We start from the raw sequence: 21119 nt of genomic DNA, 5'->3' as shown, positions 1-21119 counted from the left end.
CTTTCTCAGCTCGCGCATGCCCACGGCGAGTCGAAATGTCCAGGTGTGGATGGGTAGGCCGAGCCGCTGTCGTTGGCCGGGATCGCCAGTTCCGCGTGCGCGGACGTACCGGGTGTGGTCGCGTCCGCCGCCGCACGGCCGGCGCCCGAACCCCACGCCACCTTGGCGAGGAAGTCCTGCATGGCCGGGGAGTGCTGGCGGACGATGTTGTGGCCGCCGTTGGCCGCGCCGCAGTGACTGAACAGGTTGTACGAGCCGTTCCAGTCGATCATCTTGTCCCCCGGGTTCGGCCCGTTGGCGGTGATGTCGCCCTGCAGCACGTCCCGGCCCGCTCCGCCGTACAACCAGTCGACGCCCTGGTGATGCTGGTCGTCGCCACCCTCGGCGTCGGCCTTGTCGGTCAGCTTGAACCACAGGCACGGGTCCACGCTGGTGGTCGGCGTGTCGGCCGGCCAGCGCCCGGAGGCGCAGTTACCCGGGTAGGAGCCCCGGGGGTTGTAGTCGAGCAGGTCCGAGCCGAGCACGACCGGCTCCGTTCCACCCGCGCCGCCGAACACGTGGTCAACCATCCGATCGCCGGTGCCCCTGGCGCCCGGGCTGAACGTCCCGTTGGAGCTCAGGCAGTCCGGGGTCGCCGCGTCCAGGACGGGGTCGCAGCCCTTGCCGCCCCACAGCACGTCCGCGCCGCCGCCGCCGAAGACCTCGTCGCCGCCGCTGTCTCCGTTGGCCAGGTCGTCGCCGTACCCGGCGTGCAGGCTGTCACGGCCGGGACCGCCTCGCATGGTGTCGTCGCCACCCGAGGTGAGGCCGTCGTGCGGCATGGCCGGATCGGTGGGCGCGCCGGCCCAGACGTCGCCGTCGGCGTCGTGCAGCAGGTCGGCCCGCCGGTCGTAGGTGCCCTCACGGAAACCGGTGTAGCTCTCCTTGGGCGGCGAATTGAGGCTGACCGTGAAGCTCAGCCGTCGCGCGTCCCCCGTGTCGATGCGTTCGTTCACGACACCGCCCCGGTCGCCGAGCATGGCGTCCTCGCCCGCGCCGCCGTCCATCTCGTCGGCGCCGAGTTCGCCGAACAGGTCGTCGTTCCCCGCGCCGCCGGAGATCCGGTCGTCGCCGTCCTGACCCCACAGTCCGTCGTCGCCGTCGTCGCCGTACATCCGGTCCGCGCCGAACGCGCCCGCAGGTTCACACGTCCGCTGCGCCTCGGTGCAGAACCGGGTGGCGGAGCCGGGCAGGTCCGGGTCGTGGGTGCGGCTGCGCGTGGCGTTCGCCGGCACCTGGCCCGCGGCGTACCGCTCGGTGTAGACCCGCTCCGTCGTCCCGGTCAGGGTGCGGACGAGCGAGCCGTTGTCACCGAGCAGCACGTCGTCCGCGCCGCCGCCCTCGATCGCGTCGTCGCCGTCCGGCGCGCCGGGGGCCGAGGATCCGCCGATCAGGTCGTCCTGTCCCGCCTCCGGATCGGTGCCTTCGAGGTCCTGCGCCCCGCCCGCCGTTCCCGGCCAGCCCGGGTCGGGCAGCGGGGTGACGGTGGTCTGCGTGGAGTTCGCCGACAGCGGAAGGTCACCGCGGAGCACGTCGGCTCCGCCGCCTCCCTCCATGTAGTCGCCGTGGCCGCCGCCGGAGAGGAAGTCGTCGCCGTCCTGGCCCCAGAGCACGTCCACTCCCGTGCCGCCGGAGATCCGGTCCTCACCCGCCGCGCCACCCAGCCGCCGCACCGCCCTGGCGGCCATCGGAGCTCCCCGCGACCCGATCCGCACGGTGGCGCGGGTCGGTTTCTCCGCCCCGGCCACCCGGAGGATCTCGGCGTTGTCGCCCAGCACGACGTCGTCGCCCGGCCCGCCGTACAACGCGTCGGCCTGGTCGGCCACACCGGCGAACGAGCCGCCGACCAGATCGTCGTCGCCCTGGTCGCCTTCCACCCAGTCGGTGTCCTGGCCGCCTTCGGCGTAGTCGTCTCCTTCACCGCCGCGCAGCCGGTCGGTGTCCTCCTGCCCAAAGAGGGCGTCGTCGCCCGCGCCGCCGTCCACCACGTCCGCGCCGGAGCCGCCGCCCAGTGGTTGCACCCGGTGGGCGCGCTGCTGCCCTGGCCTGCGGGCCACGGGGGTGGCCTCCCCTGTCGTGGAGAGAACGGCGTTGTCGCCCGCGATCACGTCGGGCCCGTCACCGCCGAACAGCGTGTCCCCCTTGTCAGGGTACGTCCCGGTTCCTCCGCCGACGATCTCGTCCTCGCCCGCCTCTCCGTACACGGTGTCCGCGTCGTTGCCGCCCTCCAGGTGGTCCGCGCCGTCGTTGCCGTGGATCTCGTCGTCGCCGATCCCGCCGAAGGCGGTGTCGTCGCCGGCCCCGCCATGGATCACGTCCCCGGCGCCCGCCGTCGCCGGCGTCCCGTCGAGGTCGTGCGACCCCGTCGCCGTGCCGTTGTCGCCGACCAGCCGGTCGGCGCCGGTGTCGCCGTACAGCGTGTCGGCCCCGTCGTCCTTTCCGGCGAGACGGTCTCCGCCGACGACCAGGTCGTCCCCGGCGCCGCCGAAGAGCGTGTCCTCGCCATTGTTGCCCTCGACCGTGTCGGCCTGGGCGCCGCCGTACAGGGTGTCGTCGCCGCCGTCGCCCGACACCTGGTCGGCCCCGTCGTCGCCGTATCCGGTGTCCTTGCCCGACCCGCCTTCGACGGTGTCGTCGCCGGCGCCGCCGTACAGTTCGTCGTCACCACGTTCGCCGCAGACCCGGTCGTCGCCACCGCCCGCCGCGACTCGGTCGTCGCCACCGCCCGCCGACACGACCTCGCGGCCCGCGCCGCCCAGAATGAGGTCCCGGCCGTCCTCGGCGTCCTCGGCCTCCTCGCACGGCTCGGCGCGACGACGGTCACCGAAGACGGTGGCCCCGCCGTCCCCGCCGACCAGGTGGTCGTCGCCGTACCCGCCCACCAGCAGCTTGGCCGAGGCGACCACCCCTTCTGGCAGTGGCAGGCGGTTCACGGCGCGCACCGGCCCGTACGGCTCCGTCCCGGTGACCTCGCCGACCTCGGACGGCTCGGCGATCACCCAGTCGTCGCCGGGACCGCCGAAGATCTCGTCCTTCCCATAGCCTCCCGTGAGCACGTCCTCGCCACCGCCGCCGAAGATCCGGCTGACCTGGCCGGGCTGCGAGCGCCCGGCGACCAGGTCGACGCCCCTGCCGCCGTAGACCTTGTCGTCGCCCGCGCCGGTGTCGACGTAGTTGACCCCGGAGTCCTCCGGGCCCTCGTCCTCCGGCGCGGTGGCCTGCAGCGGACCCGTGTAGATCTCGTCGTCGTTCGAGCCGCCGGTCAGCGTGTCCCCGCCCGGCCCGCCGACCAGGGTGTTCGGCTGGGCGCGGTAGCGGGGGGATGGGTCGCCGGCGGCCAGCGGGCTGTCGGAGCCCACGCTGATCGTGTCGGCTCCACCGTTGCCCCACAGGTGGTTGCCGCCCAGACCCGCGGTGATCCTGTCGTCACCGTCGTCGGCGCGATCCTGCGGTTGTTCCGGAGTGTCGTCCCCGTCCCAGTCCGCGACCTCGACGCCACCGACCTTGCGTTTGCCGGGAACGAGCCCGCCATCGCCCGCGACCCAGTCGCCCGCGCCGCCCACGGTCAGGTAGTCGTTGCCCGGCCCGCCGGCCACGAAGGCCCTGGCACCGCCGTACTGGTCACCCGTGGTGATCTGGTCGTCGCCCGCGCCGCCGTCCACCACGGAGGCGCCCGCGCCCGTCATGACCACGTCGTTCGCCGCGCCGCCGAAGGCCACCACCTTCTTGTCGAAGGGGTACGGCTTGCCGTCCGAGTCCGCGTAGCCCTGGAAGAGCAGCCGCAGGTCGCCGGTCGCCCCACGGCCGTCGGCCAGCACCCGGTCGAACCCACCGCCTCGGTACTCCTCACGGAAGCCGAGCGCGCTGACCGCGAATCCCACCTCCTGCGCGTCGTCGGCGGGGAGTTGGATCACCGTCCACTGTTCGGCGTCGTCGCCCGGATCCGCCCAGTCGCCACCGCGAGCCCCGCGCATGGGGCCGATGTGCAGGACGAGGGCGTTTCCACTCGCCGTCGCCAGCTTCGGTGGTTCGACCTCGCAGTCGGGCCGTACGGCGAAGTCGAGCAGGGTGGCCTCGACGATCGTCCAGTCGAACCGCTTCTTGAAGATCGAGGCTCCGATCTCCACCCATGCCTTCAGGTAGACCTTGAGCTTGCCGTCCATGTTGAACAGGCACTGCGGGTTGCGCAGCAGCACGGTCACGAACTCGCCGAACCGGAACTTGCCGTCGTTGGTCGGGTCCGCCCAGCTCATCGCGATCGTCAGGGAGATGCCCCCGTTTACCCCGGCCTTGATGAGGAACAGCTCCACCGCCGCCCCGGCCTCCAGCTCACCGCGCAGGGTGATCACCGGGAGCGGGAGCCCGCGCTCGTCGGTCGTCACCAGATAGAGGCTGTCGAGAATGCGGATGTCGACCTTACGTTCCTCGATCGCCTTGCGGATACCGTAGGTGTCGAAGCCCGCCTTGATGCGCCCCTCGATGCCGGCGCTGCCGGAGATGACCACCATGATCGGCGGCGGGGCGTAGACCGGGCCGAACGACTGGCTGTAGTTGAACCCGAGCCGCAGCGGGCCCGAGTCGTACTCGACGAGCTCCACGTCCTTGCCCATGAGCAGGCTGAAGATCGCCTTCCCCTTGTTCTCGAGCACGGGGAAGCTGAACCCGGCGCTCTCCGCGTGCTCGACGGGGCCGGACGGGGCGGCCTTCGCCTTCGCGCCGCTCTTGGCGCCGGCCTTCGCGCAGGTCCTGGCCTTGTCGTCCAGCGCCTTGAAGAGATCCTCGGTGGCGAAGCGCTCCCCGGTGATGAGCGAGTCCGCCACGTCCGGCGAGTTCGGCGTGTTCAGCGCCTGGCCGCCGAGCACCTGGAAGCTCCCGATCGGGATGGCGATCGAGCCCTGGCAGTCGGGCAGGCTGGACAGGACCCTGGTGACCTCGACCACCTTGGTCAGGAACTCCGTGTCCATTCCCCCGCCGAGGGTGTTGAACTTCTCGGCGATCGTGATCAGGTTCACGTCCGTGCCCCCGGCCGCCCTGCTCAGGTCCGACAGCACGGGGATCGGCGCGTAGAGCTGGTCGATGACCGGCCTGACCGGTTCGGTGAGCCGTTTGACCTGGGTGACCACCGGGCCGAGCACGGTGCGGAAGAAGTCACCCGCCTCCAGGGTCACGTCGTTGAAGGAGATGTGCAGGTCGTCGGGGTCCGGTGTGCCCCCCTTGGTGAGGTCCCAGTCGAGCCGGAATCCGCCGTACAGGCCGGGCAGCATCGGTGAACCCGCCTGGACGGTGAACTTCCAGTCGATGTTCGCCCGAGCCGACATCGTGGTCTCCACGAGATCTCCCGGGTCGGCCAGCTGGGCCATGCCGATCCGGCCGACGGGTTTGAGGCCGACGATGAACGCGCCCGCGAAGAGTTCGGGTGCCGCCGTGGGCCGGTTCTCCAGCTTCACGTCCAGAATCGAGAGCTTGGCGTTGATCTCCTTGGGCAGCTTGACGTTCACCCCTACTCCGAGGTTGGGCCGGTCGTCCTGCTCGGAGTTGACGAAGAACCCGCTCTGGCGGTCCAGGCCGACGGTGGCGTGCAGCCTCCAGGCGAGGTTCGCCTGCACGCCGTCCCCCTCTCCCTGGCGCAGCGCGAGGCCGGGGACGCCGATGTCCAGCCGCCGCTCGACGCTCTCGCAGTCGCCGGAGCACCCCTTGACCGGGTCGAGCTCTCCGACGCCGATGTCGATGGTGAACTTGATGCCGGTCAGTTGCGGGCCCGGTACGGCGTCGCACGTCTCTCCCTCGGCGGGCCCCTGCGCGGTGACACAGCTGATCACCGGCTGCACTCCTGGGCCGATCTTGGGCGCGAGGTAGGTGGTGTACCAGGTCCGCAGGTCCTTGCCGGTGGGGACCCTGCCCTGGTTCGGCAGCTTGGAGAGCGCCTCCTTGATCTCCTGGCGCTTGGCTCCGATGAAGTCGGCACCCTGCTGGAGGTCGTCGCCGACGGCGGGCAGCTTGCCGTCCTGTGCGGCGAACCGCAGGCCGGACTCCATCAGCGTGAGGTAACGCTCGATGCCGTCGCCCAGGTTGTACCAGTCCAGCTCCATACCGGCGGGCAGGGTGCCGAAGTCGAAGTCCGGCACCTCCAGCCGTTTGATCCCGTCCGGCAGTTCGGTGGTGAGGTCGAACATGTCGGACAGCGGGGCCACACGCGGGAGCCGCACGACGAAGGCGTGCTTGCCGTCGGTGGTCACCGGACCGCCGTTGAGGTAGGTGGGGAGCACCGCGCACAGCGCCAGGTCCGTCTGCTCGCGCTGCGGGTCCTGGGCGCACTGGACCGAGTCGCTGGTCTCGTTGAGCGACAGGTCGACACCGGTGAAGAAGTCGGCCAGCTTGACAGGCTCCTCCGTCTCTCCCGCGTAGCGCAGGTTGACGCTGTAGGCGAGCTTGACCTGCAGGGGGTCGTCGTCCTTCTTGCCGAGTGCGACGGGCAGCGGCCCGATGGTGCCCTCGACCGTGCCGTTCAGCTCCGCCTGGGCCCCGAGCCACACATTCGAGGTGGGGTCGATCCGCAGGTCCTCGGCGGGGTCGAAGGCGGCCTTGAGCGGCACGACGAGGCCGAGCTGGACCCCGCCGTCCACGCCGACGTCGAGAGTGCCGGAGCCGGAGGCGGCGACCAGGCTCTTGTCGCCGAACGAGAACCGCAGCGGCTCCTCGGAGGTGGCCTTCTTGTCGTAGTTCAGTGTGATCTTGAGCTCACCGGGGGAGCCCGGCAGGTAGTTGATCCCGACCTGCCCGCCGAGCGCCTTGTTCAGCTCGTCCACCACACCCTGCAGGGTGTCGGGCGGAGCCGCCGTCAGCCGGTCGATCGCGTCCCTGAGGGGAGGTCGCAGGCGGTACCGCGTGCCGGTCTCGGGGATGTTGCCGGTGAACTTCTCGGTGAAGGCGAGGGTGTCGTCGCCGCAGACGGCGGCCACCTGCAGGAGCCGGCTGCCGACATGCACCCTCCGGCCCATGTAGGCGTCGGTGAACGTGTGCGAGGGGTCGGTGAGGTGGCCCAGGTCGGGGCGGCAGCCGCCGTTGCCGTAGAGGACGCCGGAGCCGCCGCCTGTCTCCTCGGCGGCGACGAGCTCGGACACCGAGCGGCCGACCAAGGGAAGCTTCGTGGCCAGGGCGTCCTGCACCGGGCCGGTCCCCTTGACGTTGTCGAGGTAGGCCGCCAGCGCCCCCAGTGACTTGATCAGCGTGCCGAAGAGCGCGCGGGGGTTGTCGGGGTCGAAACCGAACTCCCCGACCTCGCCGAGCCTGTCGAACCCGCGGAACTCGACGGTGGCCGGATCGCCGATGTCCGGCATCACGACGTCTCCAGAGATCGTGCCGCCGAAGAAGTCGGACGCTCCGGGAACACCCACGGCGAGCCGGCCCCTGGCCTCGGCGTTCACCTGGACGTCGAGTAGCTCGCCCGGCTTGGCGGCGAGCCGCTCGAACAGCTGTGTCAGCCGTACGTCACCCTGGTCCTTGAGCGTCACCCTGAGCAGGTCGCCCGTGTTCCCGGCACCCATCGACAGATTGCCGGTGAGCCGCACACCCAGGTAGCCGACGCCCGCGTCGACGTTCACTCCGGTCAGCACCGACAGCTGGGCACCGAACAGGTCGCGTCCCGTGCGGAGCAGGGTGCGGTCGGCGGCGCGGGGCAGCTCGGACACCACGGTCGAGGTGCCATCCGGGTTGGTGTGGCGGTAGGGGCACGCCTTGCCCTGGCCGTCCGGCCTGCTCGCGCAGCCCTGGCCGGTGACCGGGTCGCTCAGGTCGAGTACGACCGTCGCCGAGGCGTGGTAGCCCCGCATGACCTGTGCCGTCGACGCCGCGGCGTTCGCCCTGGTGATCCCGGCGTTGGCCTTGAAGGTGTCGCCGAAGGTCACCTGGCCGATCAGCGGATCGGACGAGGCGATCCGATACGTCACGCCGGGCGCGGGGACGCTTTTGCGCCAGTCGCCGGCCAGGGTGATCGTGTCCGCGGAGTTGCCGGCCACGATGCCGCTCGATGTGCCCGCGGTGATCGTGCGCCCCTTGAACTCGTCCTTCTCCCACTTCCTGCCCGTGTGCTTGAGAGTCCGGGCGGCATAGGTGACGCCGGTGCCGCCGCCACTGGTCGTCTGGCCCGCCGGGTTGAGCGGTTCCGGCGTCACGTTGACGTTGCGGTCGATGACGATCGTGAAGGCGATCTTCTTGTCGGAGTCGTCGTATCCGGCCTCGGTGACCTTGATGACCGCGCCACCGGGAAGGTTCTTCGCCGCTCCCAGCGCGGCCAACATGCTCTGGATCGAGGTGAACGTCGGCTCGCCGGTGTCACCGTTGACGCTGTCCTTGACGAACTTCTCGATCGCCTCGGAGACCCGCACCGCGTCCGCCAGGCTGCCGCGCATGAACGGTAGGTCCAGGTTGCCCTCCAGCGGGCTTTGGGCGTCCTTGCGCCACTGGGAGCGCTGGACCGCGTTGATCGCGTTGGCCAGGTGCGCCAGCCCGTCCAGCAAATCCTTGGGCGTCAGGTGCTGGAAGCGGTTGAGCCGGTCCAGGTCGGACTGGGCCACGGTGACCTGTGGCGTCCCGGTCGCGATGTCCGGCCAGTTCACCTTGACGGTCGCGGTCGCGCCGTCGACCGGCGCCCCCGCGAAGGGCTGGGCCCGCAGGTTGAAGGTGGCGGCGGCCGACCCCGCCGGGGAGACGCGGAACAGACCGGCGGCCGCGCCCTCCGCGGCCAGCTCACCTGTCCCGGTCAGGTCCAGCCTGCCGTCGCCGTTCGGGTCGGCGGCCGAGAAGGTGAGGGTGGAGCCGATGTCGAGCGCCGAGTCTCCCAGCACGTCCACGCCGAGAATGCCGAACGCCGCCGTGGCCTTCGCCGCGGAGTCCAGCCGTCCGGCGGCCTGGACCGTCAGCGCGGGGCCGGAGGCGTCCTTGATCAGGTAGACGGACCGGGTGGCCTGGTCGTATCCGAAGGACAGCTTCGCGTTCAGCTTCAGGTCGACGTCCACGCTCTTCGACGTGGTGAACGACACCCTGGGCGTCGCGCTGGAGATGCTGACCGGCTGGTCGCCGACCGACCTGGTGACGTCGAGGGTCAGGTCGAGGCGCTTGACGTCGCCCTCCTCACGGGTGCTCGCGAGAAGCCTGCCTGCCCGCGGGCCCGGCGTGGTGTACTCCGGTTCGAGTTCGGAAAGGCTGGTGATGTCCTTGATCGGGTCGTACATCGCCTGATCGAACAGGGTTTCCAGGCCCAGGCCCGCCTCGGCTCCGGGGACCAGCCCGACCAGCGGCAACCGCTCACCGAGCCTGCCCAGGGTGGCGAAGCCCCGGCTCACATCGGCGAACCGCTTCACCCCTGCCAGCAGGGCGGTGGTCTCGGCGTCCCGTTGGGACCGCGCCGACGCGGTCTGAGGCAGCCCGGCCGTCATGCTCACCGTGACGAGCACCGCACACAATATTCTGAGCAGTCCACGTGCCCGCATGAGACCTCCACGACAAACCAGGTTTCACAGGTACAAAACGCGGTTTTTGTACTCCTTCCGACTTGAGATCGACTAGGTGAGATCCGGTCGAGAAAACCCCAAGTCGCCTCGGATAGAAGAACCCGCCACCCCTGCGGCCGGCCACCACCACCCGCCCACGGGCTGGCCTTCCGCCGCCCACCGGCACGCCGCAGGGACGGCCCTGGACGCGGCACCGCCCCTGCCGCGCGCCGCGCGCGACCCGGGGTTGAGGAAACTACGGACAGCCGTTAGCGGTACCCGCCGGTAACATCGCCTGACAGAACAGATCTTGCATTCTGTCCGGTCTAGCGGACTGTTCTACGACCTGATGCCGCCCTTCACGATCGGCGTAGAGCGCGTGCGAGGCGTCGGCGATTACGACACGCCGAGCGGTGACCTGCCGGTCGCCGACACTCTCGCCCGTCAGGTGTTCGAGGGCGTCACCAGCCGCGGCTTCGATCCGGCGATCTCGCTCGACCTCCGCGTCGACCACGGCATCACCCAGGTACCTGATCCAGGGCATGCAGGATGTGGTCATCCCGGTGTCCAGGACCTACGAACTGCTGGACACCATCCCGACGGCGGACGCGCACCTGTTCAACCGATGCGGCCACTGGTCTCAGGTTGAGCGTGCGACCGACTTCAACGCGGTGGTACGCCAGTACCTGGATGTACATGGCGTGACGTCCGATGAAGGATATGGAGGCGCGAGGTCTGATCACCTCGACCAGCGAGCGGGTCGGGACCAAGTCCGAAAAGAGAACCTACGAGATCACCGCCGATGGGCGGAAGGCCATCCGGGAGTGGCCTGAGGCACCTCCGACGTATCCCCCTAACCGGGACGGGGAACGCCTGCGGCTCGTTTTCGGTGATCGCGGCAACCTCGCTGCCCTGCGCACGCACTTCGAGACCCATCGGCAGCATTGTCAGGAACGCCGCGACAGCCTGCCGCGCCTCCTCCACGAGGTCTCCAGCCGTCGACACCCGAGAATCGAGCGACGAGTCGCCAACGCTCCGGACGAGGCGCATCGGGAACTTGTGATCGCCTTGCGCGAGATGGCCTATCGCGGAGACCTTCGCCGGGCCGAGAACGAGATCTCCTGGGCCGAGGACTCTCTGCGCTGGCTCGATGCGTTCGAGATACGTCACCGGCTCGCTCCGCACTCATCCGGGGCCGAGGAGTAGGTAGCCGCGGTTGTTGCCCGCGGCCATGGACTCTTCGGCGCAGGCGCCGTGCGGCACCGCACTCACCCCGCATGGTCAAGGAGCCTGGCTCCATCTCACTCAGGACGGAGCCAGAACACAGGATCTCCAGTGGTCTTCCAGGCGGTCAGTTGTCCCAGACCGCGTTCTTCAGGACGGTGGCCAGGCCCGGGGTGGCCCACTGGTCGACGATGAGGATCTTCGACTGGGGCAGGTACCACTCGCGCTGGTTGAACGTCGACTTCTGCTCACCGCCGGTGTACGTCACGCACCGGCCGGGCCACACCCGGTAGTGCGCCTTGTGCGCCACCCCGATGTTGCGGTGGCCGACCGCGATCGCCTTGCCGAGGACCTGGCCGTACCTGGGGTTGGTCGCGCAGGGCACCACGTCGGACGCCGGGTAGAACGGCCCCTGGTCGGGGTTGTAGCGCCCGAAGCCCTCGGCTCCGTTCTTGAGGGCCTTCGGGCCCATGATCCAGAAGCTGTCGCATTTGGGCTGGAAGTAACCACCGTTGGGCCGCGCGCAGGCACCGGTCACCACCCGGACCTGATCTGTGGTCCCGTACACCCGCCAGGAGTTCGGGACCTCCAGCGTCAAACCGCCGCGCAGCCGGAGCAGCGTGGTGGAGGAGCTCGCGGACACGGGAAGCTGGGCCGCCAGCACGGCGGCTCCGGCGACAGCGGTCACCGCGATCATTCTTTTCATCATGGCGGCGATGCTAGTGAGGGCGGCTTGCCGTTTGCATGCATTCCTCTTGCCATGGGACGAGATATCACCATTTGAGACGCCGTCAGGGGATGTGTCGACGGCCTCCGAAGTCAGTGTCACGAGGTGGCCAAGTGGCCGGGGTCACGATGGCCGCATGAACCTGCCGACCCAGGAGAGCCGCTACACCCTGCGGCCGAACGCCGGTAGGACCGACACCTCCGACTATCAGGTCAACATCACACTGACGCCCAGATGACCCCTTTCTGACCCCTCCCCGAAGGGTCGACAGGCGGGTAAATGGGCATCAAGTGTCACGGAGTACCGCATACGGCTCTCCCGTGACACGGGTAAGATCATCGAGAGAGGAGCCGGGCGTGTTCAGCACTCCGAGCAACCCCGAGTCCGTCTTCACCTACGGCGCCCCCGCTCTGAAGTTCGGCTCCGGTGCCTCGGCCGAGATCGGCTTCGATCTCGGGCAGTACGGCGCCCGGCGCATCCTCGTCATCACCGACCCCGGGGTGGCCGCGACCGGCGCGCCACAACGGATCGCCGAACAGCTCTCCGGGTTCGGCATGGAGGCGAGCGTCTACCAGGGCGTACGCGTCGAGCCGACGGACGAGAGCCTGCTGGCGGCCATCGAACACGCCCGTGCCAGTGGGCCGTGGGACGCCTTCGTCGCGGTCGGGGGCGGCTCCAGCATCGACACCGCCAAGGCGGTCAACCTGCTCACCACCAACCCGGGCGAGCTGATGGACTACGTCAACGCGCCGGTGGGCGGCGGCCTGGCCCCGTCCCGGCCGCTCAAGCCGCTGGTCGCGGTGCCCACGACCACGGGCACCGGTTCGGAGAGCACCACGATCTGCGTGCTCGACGTGCTCGACCTGAAGGTGAAGACCGGGATCAGCCACGCCCGGCTCCGGCCGGTGCTGGCCGTCGTCGATCCCGACCTGACGATGAGCCAGCCCGCCGGGGTCACCGCGGCCGCCGGGATGGACATCCTCTGCCACGCCCTGGAGAGCTACACCGCCCGGCCGTACACCTCCTACGAGCGCAAGCGCCCCGAGGAGCGGGTGCCCTACTGCGGCTCGAACCCGGTGGCCGACATGTGGTCCGAGCGCGCCATCGCGCTGCTCGCGCGGTCCTTCCGCACCGCGGTACGCGACGGGGACGACGCGGAGGCCAGGGGGCGGATGGCGCTGGCGGCGACGTTCGCCGGGCTGGGGTTCGGCAACGCGGGCGTGCACATCCCGCACGCCAACGCCTACCCGATCGCGGGGCGGGTCAGGGACTTCCACCCCGAGGGCTACCCGGCGGGCGAGCCGATGGTGCCGCACGGCATGGCCGTCGCGCTGACCGCTCCCGAGGCGTTCAGGTTCACCTTCGAGGCGCGGCCGGAGCGGCACCTGCGCGCGGCCGAGCTGCTCGACCCGTCCGCCGCCAGGCCCGACGACCTTTCCGAGTACCTGCCCGGTGTGCTGACGAAGCTGATGCGCGACATCGGCCTCCCCGACGGGATCGGCGGCGTCGGCTACACCGAGGCGGACGTCCCCGCGCTGGCGGAGGGCGCGATGAAGCAGCAACGCCTGCTCAGCACCGCCCCCCGGCCGGTCACCGAGGGCGACCTCACCAAGATCCTGACCCGCTCCGTCGCGCTCTGGTGACGGGGAATCCGCTCCACCGGCGCTCAGCGAATGGTGAAGGTGCGGTCCAGACCGGTGATCCGGAGCAGGGCCGCCGTCTGGTGACGAGGCGCGGACAGCTCGAAGGTGACTCCGAGTGATCTGGCGCGGCGCTGGATGCCGACCAGTACGGCCAGCCCTGAGGTGTCGAAGAACGACACCCCGGACAGGTCGAGGATGAGCGGGTTCGCTCCGCGCCGCAGCGCGCGGAGCAGTCGTTCGCGCAGTGCCGCGCTGGTGAAGACGTCGATCTCGCCGTGCAGATGGATCACCGTGGCGGCGGGACCGGCGGCCTGGGGACCCGCTCCGTGAGAGGGCTGAGTTTGCAGGACGGTCATGATGCCTCCTCTCGAAGAGGATCTGAGCCCTGGTGACCGGCGATCTGTCCGCCCTCGCCCTCCCAGACGGCCCGGCTGTCATCCCGGGCGATCGAGCCGGCGTCCGAGGAGGCCGCGGCGGTGAGGATGTCGGTCGGGCGAGTGGCGCCCGCGCACCTGGTGGCCAGGGTGAGCGCGTGCGCGGCCGTGCCGCTCTCGGTGCCGGGTGGAACGACCAGCAGGTTGACGGGTTCCATGGCCTCGCAGATCAGGGTGACCACGTGCGGGTCCATGTTGCGGAACCAGCCCACCTTGACCTGGCGGCCGGGGGCCGCGACACGGTGCGGGATGTCGTCCCAGGACCCCAGGGGCAGACCCACCCGCCTGACGGGCCGGTCCAGCCTCCGGTCGAGGGCGGCGATGAGGCCCGGCAGTTCCACTGCCGCGTCTTGTGAGTACGGCCACCAGCCCCCGTCCACGGCGCCCCTGCGGCCGAGGTCGGGATCCAGACTGAGGCGTGCCTCAGGAGTGGTGTCGGTGAGTGGTGTGCTGTGGGCAAGAAGCTCCGGCGTCATGATCGCCCGGCCCGTCTCGGCCCCCGAAGGGACCGGAGTCGCCTATCGCCTTGGGCGACGTCGACCTGAATGTCAACGCACGAAATGTCCTCGGTACTTCCACTCTACGCCTGCTTTCCGCTGCGCGACGGGATCGAGGCCGGGCCTGGACTGTGATCGTTCCGGTGGAGTCCGCCCCACCTGAGCCCGACACGGAGGGGCGAGGACTCAGAATTCACCACTATAACGGGAGGGTTATGTCGAAAAGGGATTATCCGGGCGTATGGCGATAACACACGATGTGGGCACTAGATCCACTGCGCTCACCCCCAAGGAGACGTCGTGCCCCGCCCCCTCCGCCTGGCGCTGCTCGTACCGGTCGTCATCGCCTCCCTCGCCGTACCAACGTCCGCCGCCGCCGAACCGTCCCCGCCGGGATCCACCGAGCGGGTGGAGGTCTTCTCCCCCGACGGCACGATCCAGCAGGTCGAGATCCCGCAGCGGCAGGTGCCTCCCGCCTCGCGCGCCGCGGTCACCGCCACGGTCACCGCCCTGCAGCAGACGGGACCCTCCTCCCAGCGCTTCGACCTGGTCTTCGTGGGCGACGGTTACACCTCCACCCAGATCGCCACCTTCCAGGCCCACGCCGCGAGCAAGTGGGCCGAGATGACCGCCGTCGAACCGTTCAGCACCTACAAGAACTCCTTCAACGTCTGGATGGTCAACGTCGTCTCCAGCCAGTCGGGCGTCGACAACGATCCCACCCAGGGCATCAGCAAGAACACCGCGCTCGGGATGGGGTTCTGGTGCTCGGGAATCGAGCGCCTGCTGTGCGTGAACACCGCCACCGCCAAGTCCTACGCCGCGCTGGCCCCCGGCGTCGACCAGGTGGTGGCACTGGGCAACAGCACCAAGTACGGCGGCGCCGGGTACGGCGCGGGCGGCGGCGTCGCCACGGCCTCGGGCGGCAACGCGAGCTCCGGCCAGGTCGTGGTGCACGAACTCGGACACTCAATGGCCAACCTCGCCGACGAGTACTCCACCCTCAACAGCACCTACAACGGCGGCGAGCCGTCGGCGGCGAACGTGTCGAAGTACACCGCCGCGCAGCTCACCTCGGGCCAGCGCAAGTGGTACCGGTACCTGGGCCAGGCCACTCCCGACGGTGGCGTGATCGGCGCCTACCAGGGCGGCTACGACTACGCGTACGGCATCTACCGCCCGTCGGAGAACTCGATCATGCGCACCCTCGGAAAGAAGTTCAACCTGATCGGTCTCGACGCGATGACCAAGGCGATTCTCGCCAAGACGGGATGACGATCCGGCGCTGAACGCACACGATCGCCGAAGGACATCCGCTTTCGCGGAACATCTTTCGGCGATCGCCGTCCTGCTGCCGCGCCCCGCTCGGGGCGCGGCAGGATTGTCTGGTTCAGTGCTTGTGCTCGTCGATCGTCCAGGTGATCGACTGGGTCAGGACGTCCGCCTTGTAGACGGGGTTCCTGACGAAGTCGGTGGAGTCACCGACCTGCACCGAGTAGACACAGTCGCCCTTGACCTTCAGGTCCTTGCGCCCGCACCACGGCGCCTCGGGCTTTCCGTGGCCCTTGGGCTTCTTGGTCAGAGCCACCGCCGAGGTCCTGCCCGCCCACTCGGTGATCTCGTGGCCGTTGACGAACCAGCGGGTGGACACGGTCGGCAGGCCCACCGGGGTTACCGTCAGGGTGCTGTTCGGCTTGACCTTGCCGCTCGGGGTGGAGTCGTCGATCAGGCCGGTCGTGCCGACGAACGTGCGGACCATCTCCTCACGGCCGACCAGGTTGAACGGCTTGAGCAGGGAGCGCATCAGCGAGTTGTCGCTGGGCCGGTAGATGCCGAGGTTGTAGTAGGCGGCGCCCTCGAAGGTGTCGATCACGCCGCCGTCGGGGGTCTCGGCGCCCAGCCAGTACCACCACTTGGCCCGCCGCGCGGTCTGCTGCTCGGCGTTGTAGATCGAGACGTTGGTCTCGACCGGCTCGTCGCCGGTGTAGGTGCTGCCATCGTCCGGGTAGGCCCAGTAGGGGTACTCGTCGGCCAGGTCGCCGATGGAGTGGCCGAACTCGTGCGGCAGGATCTCCGGGCCGCTCCGGTGTCCGCCGGAGAAGGTGACCAGGTTCTCCTCGATGTAGCCGGCACCGCCGTAGGTGGGGCTGTTGACCACGACGGCGATCTGGTCGAAGGCGGGGGCCAGCGCGGCGTAGGACTGGGCGGTGGGAATGTCCACGCAGACCAGGCGCTCCAGGTCCTCGCACCAGTACTCGCCGCCCAGCGCGGTGTCCTTCAGCACCCCCTTGACCGGGTCGTTGTCGACCCCGGACTCGTTGGAGACGACGTTCACCTGCCAGACGTTGAACAGCTTGCGATAGCTCTTGAACGGCTCGCGCTGGACGAGGATGTTCCAGCTGTTGGCCACCTGGGCGGTGTAGGCGGCCTGCTCGGCCTCGGTGAAACCGTCACCGAGATAGACCAGGTCGATGCGTTTGTCGCTGGGGCCGTTGACCTCGATCGGCGTCACCGTGGCGGACGGCACGGCCAGGCCCCTCGCCTTGTCGCCGCTCTCCACCGGAACCTCGGTGTAACCACCGGGGGCGTGCTCACCGAAGACCTCGACCTTTCGCGTCTGACCCGGATCCTCGGCGTGAGCCGGGCCGGTCGACAGACACGCCATGACCATGAGCGTGGCGACGACCACGGACGATCTGCGCACGGGTTCTCCTTGCTTGGGGAATGCCGCAGATTGTCACCGATGTCGGATAACGGGGTGATCACGCGAGAGTGTCGAGCTTGCCGACCCGTTCCTGCCCGCCGGGAAGCCACAGGTCAAGGCTGCCCATAACCGGTGGGTTATGGGCAGCTGAGATGGACACGATAAACCCTTTTCCATAATTCACGGGTTATGGGAAAGGGGCATCGCCCGTGAAAGGCGATCGACGCTCGTGTGCCAGGGGACGATCGCCCTGCCGGGCCGCCGGTTCGGTACGCGCCGCCGGAAGGCGCGGGAAGCCGGACGCCCGTCATTTCAGGCTCACCGGCGGACCATCGTGACGAGCCGGTCCAGCACGGCCCCGCCCGAGGCGCTCAACCCGTCGTGGGCGTACTCGTTGGTGATCCAGGAAGACAGGCCGCGCACCGCGCTCGCGGTGCGGAGGGAGCTGTCGCGGTCCACGTACAGGTCGTCGTGATAGATCACCGCCGCCACCGGGACGGTGTTGCCGCTCAGCCGGTCCGGGTCATAGAGGCGCGGCCAGGACTCGCAGGCGGCCAGTGCCTCGGCGCAGGCCCGCAGCGGGACCAGCGCCGGGTCCTCGTCGAAGAACCACGGGAAGATCATCTCGCCGAAGAACCGGATGGGGCCGCCCTGCTCCACATCGAACTCGGGGAACTCGCCCAGCGCGCGGTGCGCGGCCCAGCCGGAGGCCTCGCCCTGGCAGTAGGACGCCTCGTGCAGCAGCGCGTACAGCGGGTGCTCGGCGTAGGAGACCGTCGCGTCCACCCGGCGCAGGAAGGCGTCGGACAGTTCCTTCTCACCGGCGAACGCCTCCTCCAGCAGATGGTGCAGCGCGTCGAACCTGCCCTCCGTGCCGAACGTGATCCCGAGGGTCTGGAAGCGCCGCGAGGTCAGCCGCTCCCCGCCGGGCAGGAACACCTCCTGCCGGTGCAGGTGGTCGACCACCTGGCGGGCGATCGCCTGGTCACCGGGATAGCGGGCGAAGAACCGCTCGTTGTGCGCCAGAACGCGGGGATAGGCCGCCCGGTACACGTCCTCGGGCCGGCCGGCCAGCGGCGGCAGCCCACCCGCGATCATGACTTCGCGCAGTCCCTCGGGGGCCAGCGACAGGTAGGTCAGCGCGCAGAACCCGCCGAAACTCTGCCCCAGCAGGCTCCACGGCCGGTCTCCCGCGAGGCGCGCGCGGAGCAGTTCGGCGTCCCTGACGATGGCATCGGCCCGGAAATGGCGCAGGTAGGCGGCGGGGTTGCCGAGGCCGGCCAGGGTCTGCCGGTTGGCGGGAGTGCTGCGCCCGGTGCCGCGCTGGTCCAGCAGCAGCACCCGGTACTCCCGGGTGGCCCGGTGCAGCCACCCGACCGGTGAGCGGGGGGCACTGTGGCCGGGGCCGCCCTCCAGGTACAGCAGCCACGGCAGGTCGTCCCCCTGCCGCCCCGCCGCGACCACCTCCCGCGCGAACACCTCGATCGTCGCCCCGTCCGGGCTGAAGTGGTCCAGCGGGACGGTGATCGTGTGCTCGGTGAAGACGAGGTCCGAACGGCGGTAGGTCACTGGCATAGGGGTTCCTTCGAAAGTCGGGATCACCGTTAACTGTGCGCCAAACGGGGGAACCTCGTCTTATCCCAGAGACATATAAATCCAGCGTTATGCCGCACTATATTTGGCCCATGCAGCTGGAGCTACGGCACCTTCGAGCGTTATGCACCATCGCCAGCGCGGGGAGTCTCAGCAAGGCGGCGGCCTCCCTGGGCGTCTCCCAGCCCGCCCTGACCGCCCAGTTGCACCGGATCGAGTCCACGCTCGGCGGCCAGGTCTTCCGGCGCAGCCGGTTGGGCGTGACACCGACCCCGTTCGGCCAGTTCGTGCTCACCCGGGCCAGGTCCGCGCTGCACACCGTGGACGAGCTGATGACGGGCACCCCGCCGCCCAGCGGCCAGACGAGCGTCGCCCGCATCGGCGGCTACGCCAACCCCCTGTTCAGCGGCCTGCTGCGGCGGCTGTTCGAGGTCCCGGGAGCCTCGATCACCGTGCACACCGAGCACTCGCCCCGCCTGCTGCTGGATCTGCTGACCTCCCGGCGGCTGGACGCCGCAACCCTCATCGACTACCCCGGCCACGAGCTGGTCATCCCCCCCTCGGTGGGCGTGCATCCCATCGCGGTGGAACCCGTCTTCGTGGCGATGGCCGAGACCCATCCCCTCGCGGTGCTGGCGGAGGTGCCGCTGGCGGAGCTGGCGGACGACGACTGGGTGCTCTCGCCACCGGACGGCGTCGGCTGGCCGGAGTGTTTCGTGACCGCCTGCCAGAACGAGGGCTTCGTCCCGAAGATGCCGTACATCATGATCGAGCCGATGATGATCCGTAATCTCATCGCCGAGAAGCACGCGATCTCGCCCTGCCAGGCCAGTTTCCCCGCGGGACCCGGGCTCGTGATCCGCCCGCTCACCGGATCACCGTTGTGGATCAGGCACCTGGCGGCCTGGCGCCGCGACGGCGCCCTCGCCCACCGGACCGAGGAACTGGCGCGCCTCGCCACCGAGGCCCACCGCGAATCCCTCGAAAGCCAGCCGCACTACACCGCCTGGCGCGCCCGCCACCCGGCGCCCGACTGACCGCGGCGGTCGTGCATCGGCGATATTTTCTTTCATTGTCATTGATTTGAAAGTAAGTTTCTGCCAATGTCACGCTCGGCGCCTTCTTCTTCAGCCCCCCGGAGGTCCGCATGAGCGCACCCACCCGACGTTCCATCCTGAGCGGCCTGGCCCTGGCCGCGGCCGCGACGGCTCTCCCCCTGTCGGCCCTCACCTCGACGCCCGCCTTCGCCGCCGACAACACCGACAGCCGCGTCCCGCCGCTGCGGCAGATGCGCGGCATGTGGATCGCCTCGGTGCTCAACATCAACTGGCCGTCGAAGCCCGGCCTGACCGTCGAGGCGCAGCAGGCCGAGTACCTGGCCTGGCTGGACCTCGCGCGGACCCGCCGGCTCAACTCGGTCTTCGTCCAGATCCGGCCGACCGCCGACGCCTTCTGGCCCTCGCCGCACGAACCGTGGTCGGAGTACCTGACCGGCGTTCAGGGACAGGACCCGGGCTACGACCCGCTGGCCTTCCTGGTCGAGGAGACGCACCGGCGCGGCCTGGCCTTCCACGCCTGGTTCAACCCGTACCGGGTGTCGATGCAGCCGGACCCGGCCAAACTGCACCCCGAGCACCCGGGCCGCAGGAACCCGGACTGGATCGTCTCCTACGGCGGCAAGCTGTACTACAACCCGGGCATCCCGGCGGTGCGGGCGTTCGTCCAGGACGCGATGATGGACGCGGTCACCCGATACGAGATCGACGGCCTGCACTTCGACGACTACTTCTACCCGGTCAACACCGCGGCCTTCGACGACTCCGCGGCCTACGCGCGCTACGGCGCGGGCTTCCCCGATCTCGCCTCCTGGCGGCGCGACAACGTGGACCTGCTCGTCCGGGAGATGCAGCAGCGGGTCCGGCAGGCCAAGCCGGAGGTCGCCTGGGGCATCAGCCCCTCGGGCATCTGGCGGAACAGCTCCACCGACCCCCTCGGCTCGGACACCGCCGGCAGCCAGTCGTACGACAACCTGCACGCCGACACGCGGGGCTGGGTCAAGAAGGGCTGGCTGGACTACATCGCACCGCAGATCTACTGGTACATCGGCCAGTCGAACGCCGACTACGCCAAGCTGATCCCCTGGTGGTCCGGCGTGGCGGCGGGCACCGACGTCCAGCTCTGGATCGGCCAGGCCGCCTACAAGGCCGGTGCCGCCGGGCAACCCGCCCAGTGGTTCCAGTCGGACGAGCTGTCCCGGCACCTGACCCTCAACCTGGACAACCCCCAGGTCGGCGGCGACATCTGGTACAACTCCGGCGATGTGCGTGCGGACCGGCTGGGCAGCGTCAGCACCGCCGTGACCGACCACTACACCCGCCCGGCCCTCGCCCCGCTGCTGCCGCGCCTCGCGGGCGGCCCGCCACCGCGCCGCCCGGTCCTGGCCGCCGCGCACAAGGTGGCCGGGGGCGCCGAGTTGCACATCGTCGCCCCCGGAAAAGACATTCCGTTCCAGTTCGCGGTCTTCAGGTTCGACCGGCAGGCCGGTCCCGGTGACTTCGCCGACGCCCGCAACCTGGTCGCGGTCATCCCCGCGGGCCGCAACGTGCGCTGGGTGGACCCCGAAGGAGCCGGGGGCGCGAACTACCACGTGACGGCCGTGGACCGGGCGAACCGCCAGAGCGAGCCCAGCCCCGGCCGCCGGGTCCGCTGACCCGGGTCGCCGAGGGGGCGCACAATGCGGAAGGCCCAGGTCGGCATCGCCGACCTGGGC

12 protein-coding genes are annotated in these 21119 nt (G+C 69.8%); 6 read left to right on the top strand and 6 right to left on the bottom strand.

Annotated elements, in window-relative coordinates:
* Nucleotides 1–5: 5 nt before the first annotated feature.
* On the bottom strand, nucleotides 6–9527 hold the full coding sequence (locus IG98_RS46890) for a calcium-binding protein (RefSeq protein WP_157594349.1): 9522 nt from the start codon (nucleotides 9525–9527) through the stop codon (nucleotides 6–8).
* A gap of 349 nt (nucleotides 9528–9876) precedes the next feature.
* Between IG98_RS46890 and IG98_RS52545 the strand changes: the two genes are divergently transcribed.
* Nucleotides 9877–10176, top strand: a complete 300-nt coding sequence (locus tag IG98_RS52545) for a hypothetical protein (RefSeq protein ID WP_157594348.1) — start codon at nucleotides 9877–9879, stop codon at nucleotides 10174–10176.
* Nucleotides 10177–10238: 62 nt separating this feature from the next.
* Nucleotides 10239–10733, top strand: a complete 495-nt coding sequence (locus IG98_RS0115145; protein ID WP_084195368.1) for a PadR family transcriptional regulator — start codon at nucleotides 10239–10241, stop codon at nucleotides 10731–10733.
* A gap of 145 nt (nucleotides 10734–10878) precedes the next feature.
* Here the strand turns inward: IG98_RS0115145 and IG98_RS0115140 are convergent, their stop codons facing one another.
* On the bottom strand, nucleotides 10879–11460 hold the full coding sequence (locus tag IG98_RS0115140; RefSeq protein WP_157594347.1) for a hypothetical protein: 582 nt from the start codon (nucleotides 11458–11460) through the stop codon (nucleotides 10879–10881).
* A 374-nt stretch (nucleotides 11461–11834) separates the two neighbouring features.
* On the opposite strand from IG98_RS0115140, the gene IG98_RS0115130 reads away from it, so the two are divergent.
* On the top strand, nucleotides 11835–13121 hold the full coding sequence (locus tag IG98_RS0115130; protein ID WP_030911808.1) for a hydroxyacid-oxoacid transhydrogenase: 1287 nt from the start codon (nucleotides 11835–11837) through the stop codon (nucleotides 13119–13121).
* 23 nt (nucleotides 13122–13144) lie between these two features.
* Here IG98_RS0115130 and IG98_RS0115125 read toward each other — a convergent pair whose 3' ends face one another.
* Both IG98_RS0115125 and IG98_RS46885 read right to left on the bottom strand, forming a co-directional pair.
* Complete coding sequence (locus tag IG98_RS0115125; protein WP_051752122.1) at nucleotides 13145–13477, bottom strand: STAS domain-containing protein; 333 nt, start codon at nucleotides 13475–13477, stop codon at nucleotides 13145–13147.
* The gene (locus tag IG98_RS46885; protein ID WP_157594346.1) at nucleotides 13474–14031 is read right to left on the bottom strand and encodes a DUF5994 family protein; all 558 of its coding nucleotides are present in this window, start codon (nucleotides 14029–14031) and stop codon (nucleotides 13474–13476) included. The genes IG98_RS0115125 and IG98_RS46885 overlap by 4 nt, the downstream gene beginning before the upstream one ends.
* 321 nt (nucleotides 14032–14352) lie before the next feature.
* On the opposite strand from IG98_RS46885, the gene IG98_RS0115115 reads away from it, so the two are divergent.
* On the top strand, nucleotides 14353–15327 hold the full coding sequence (locus tag IG98_RS0115115) for a M64 family metallopeptidase (protein ID WP_030911798.1): 975 nt from the start codon (nucleotides 14353–14355) through the stop codon (nucleotides 15325–15327).
* A 115-nt stretch (nucleotides 15328–15442) separates the two neighbouring features.
* Here the strand turns inward: IG98_RS0115115 and IG98_RS44910 are convergent, their stop codons facing one another.
* Nucleotides 15443–16756, bottom strand: coding sequence for a M64 family metallopeptidase (locus IG98_RS44910; protein WP_037970387.1), 1314 nt, complete (start codon nucleotides 16754–16756; stop codon nucleotides 15443–15445).
* 318 nt (nucleotides 16757–17074) lie between these two features.
* Nucleotides 17075–18331: an alpha/beta fold hydrolase gene (locus IG98_RS0115105; protein ID WP_030911792.1), complete on the bottom strand. Its 1257-nt coding sequence runs from the start codon at nucleotides 18329–18331 to the stop codon at nucleotides 17075–17077.
* A gap of 110 nt (nucleotides 18332–18441) precedes the next feature.
* Here IG98_RS0115105 and IG98_RS0115100 point away from each other — a divergent pair, with 110 nt between their 5' ends.
* On the top strand, nucleotides 18442–19386 hold the full coding sequence (locus IG98_RS0115100; protein WP_030911789.1) for a LysR family transcriptional regulator: 945 nt from the start codon (nucleotides 18442–18444) through the stop codon (nucleotides 19384–19386).
* Between the two features lie 110 nt (nucleotides 19387–19496).
* Nucleotides 19497–21059, top strand: coding sequence for a glycoside hydrolase family 10-like protein (locus IG98_RS0115095; protein ID WP_030911786.1), 1563 nt, complete (start codon nucleotides 19497–19499; stop codon nucleotides 21057–21059).
* The last annotated feature ends 60 nt before the right edge of the window (nucleotides 21060–21119 follow it).

The sequence above is a fragment of the Streptosporangium amethystogenes genome, from assembly GCF_000721075.1.
Lineage (GTDB): Bacteria > Actinomycetota > Actinomycetes > Streptosporangiales > Streptosporangiaceae > Streptosporangium > Streptosporangium amethystogenes.
The sequence above is the reverse complement of the archived record's forward strand: the minus strand, read 5'-3'. Positions and strand labels throughout refer to the sequence as shown.

Bases quoted from the DNA above. Each gene is read 5' to 3' on its own strand.
- IG98_RS46890 (WP_157594349.1), bottom strand. From the start codon at position 9,527: ATGCGGGCACGTGGACTGCTCAGAATATTGTGTGCGGTGCTCGTCACG.
- IG98_RS52545 (WP_157594348.1), top strand. From the start codon at position 9,877: ATGCCGCCCTTCACGATCGGCGTAGAGCGCGTGCGAGGCGTCGGCGAT.
- IG98_RS0115145 (WP_084195368.1), top strand. From the start codon at position 10,239: ATGAAGGATATGGAGGCGCGAGGTCTGATCACCTCGACCAGCGAGCGG.
- IG98_RS0115140 (WP_157594347.1), bottom strand. From the start codon at position 11,460: ATGATGAAAAGAATGATCGCGGTGACCGCTGTCGCCGGAGCCGCCGTG.
- IG98_RS0115125 (WP_051752122.1), bottom strand. From the start codon at position 13,477: ATGACCGTCCTGCAAACTCAGCCCTCTCACGGAGCGGGTCCCCAGGCC.
- IG98_RS46885 (WP_157594346.1), bottom strand. From the start codon at position 14,031: ATGACGCCGGAGCTTCTTGCCCACAGCACACCACTCACCGACACCACT.
- IG98_RS0115105 (WP_030911792.1), bottom strand. From the start codon at position 18,331: ATGCCAGTGACCTACCGCCGTTCGGACCTCGTCTTCACCGAGCACACG.
- IG98_RS0115100 (WP_030911789.1), top strand. From the start codon at position 18,442: ATGCAGCTGGAGCTACGGCACCTTCGAGCGTTATGCACCATCGCCAGC.
- IG98_RS0115095 (WP_030911786.1), top strand. From the start codon at position 19,497: ATGAGCGCACCCACCCGACGTTCCATCCTGAGCGGCCTGGCCCTGGCC.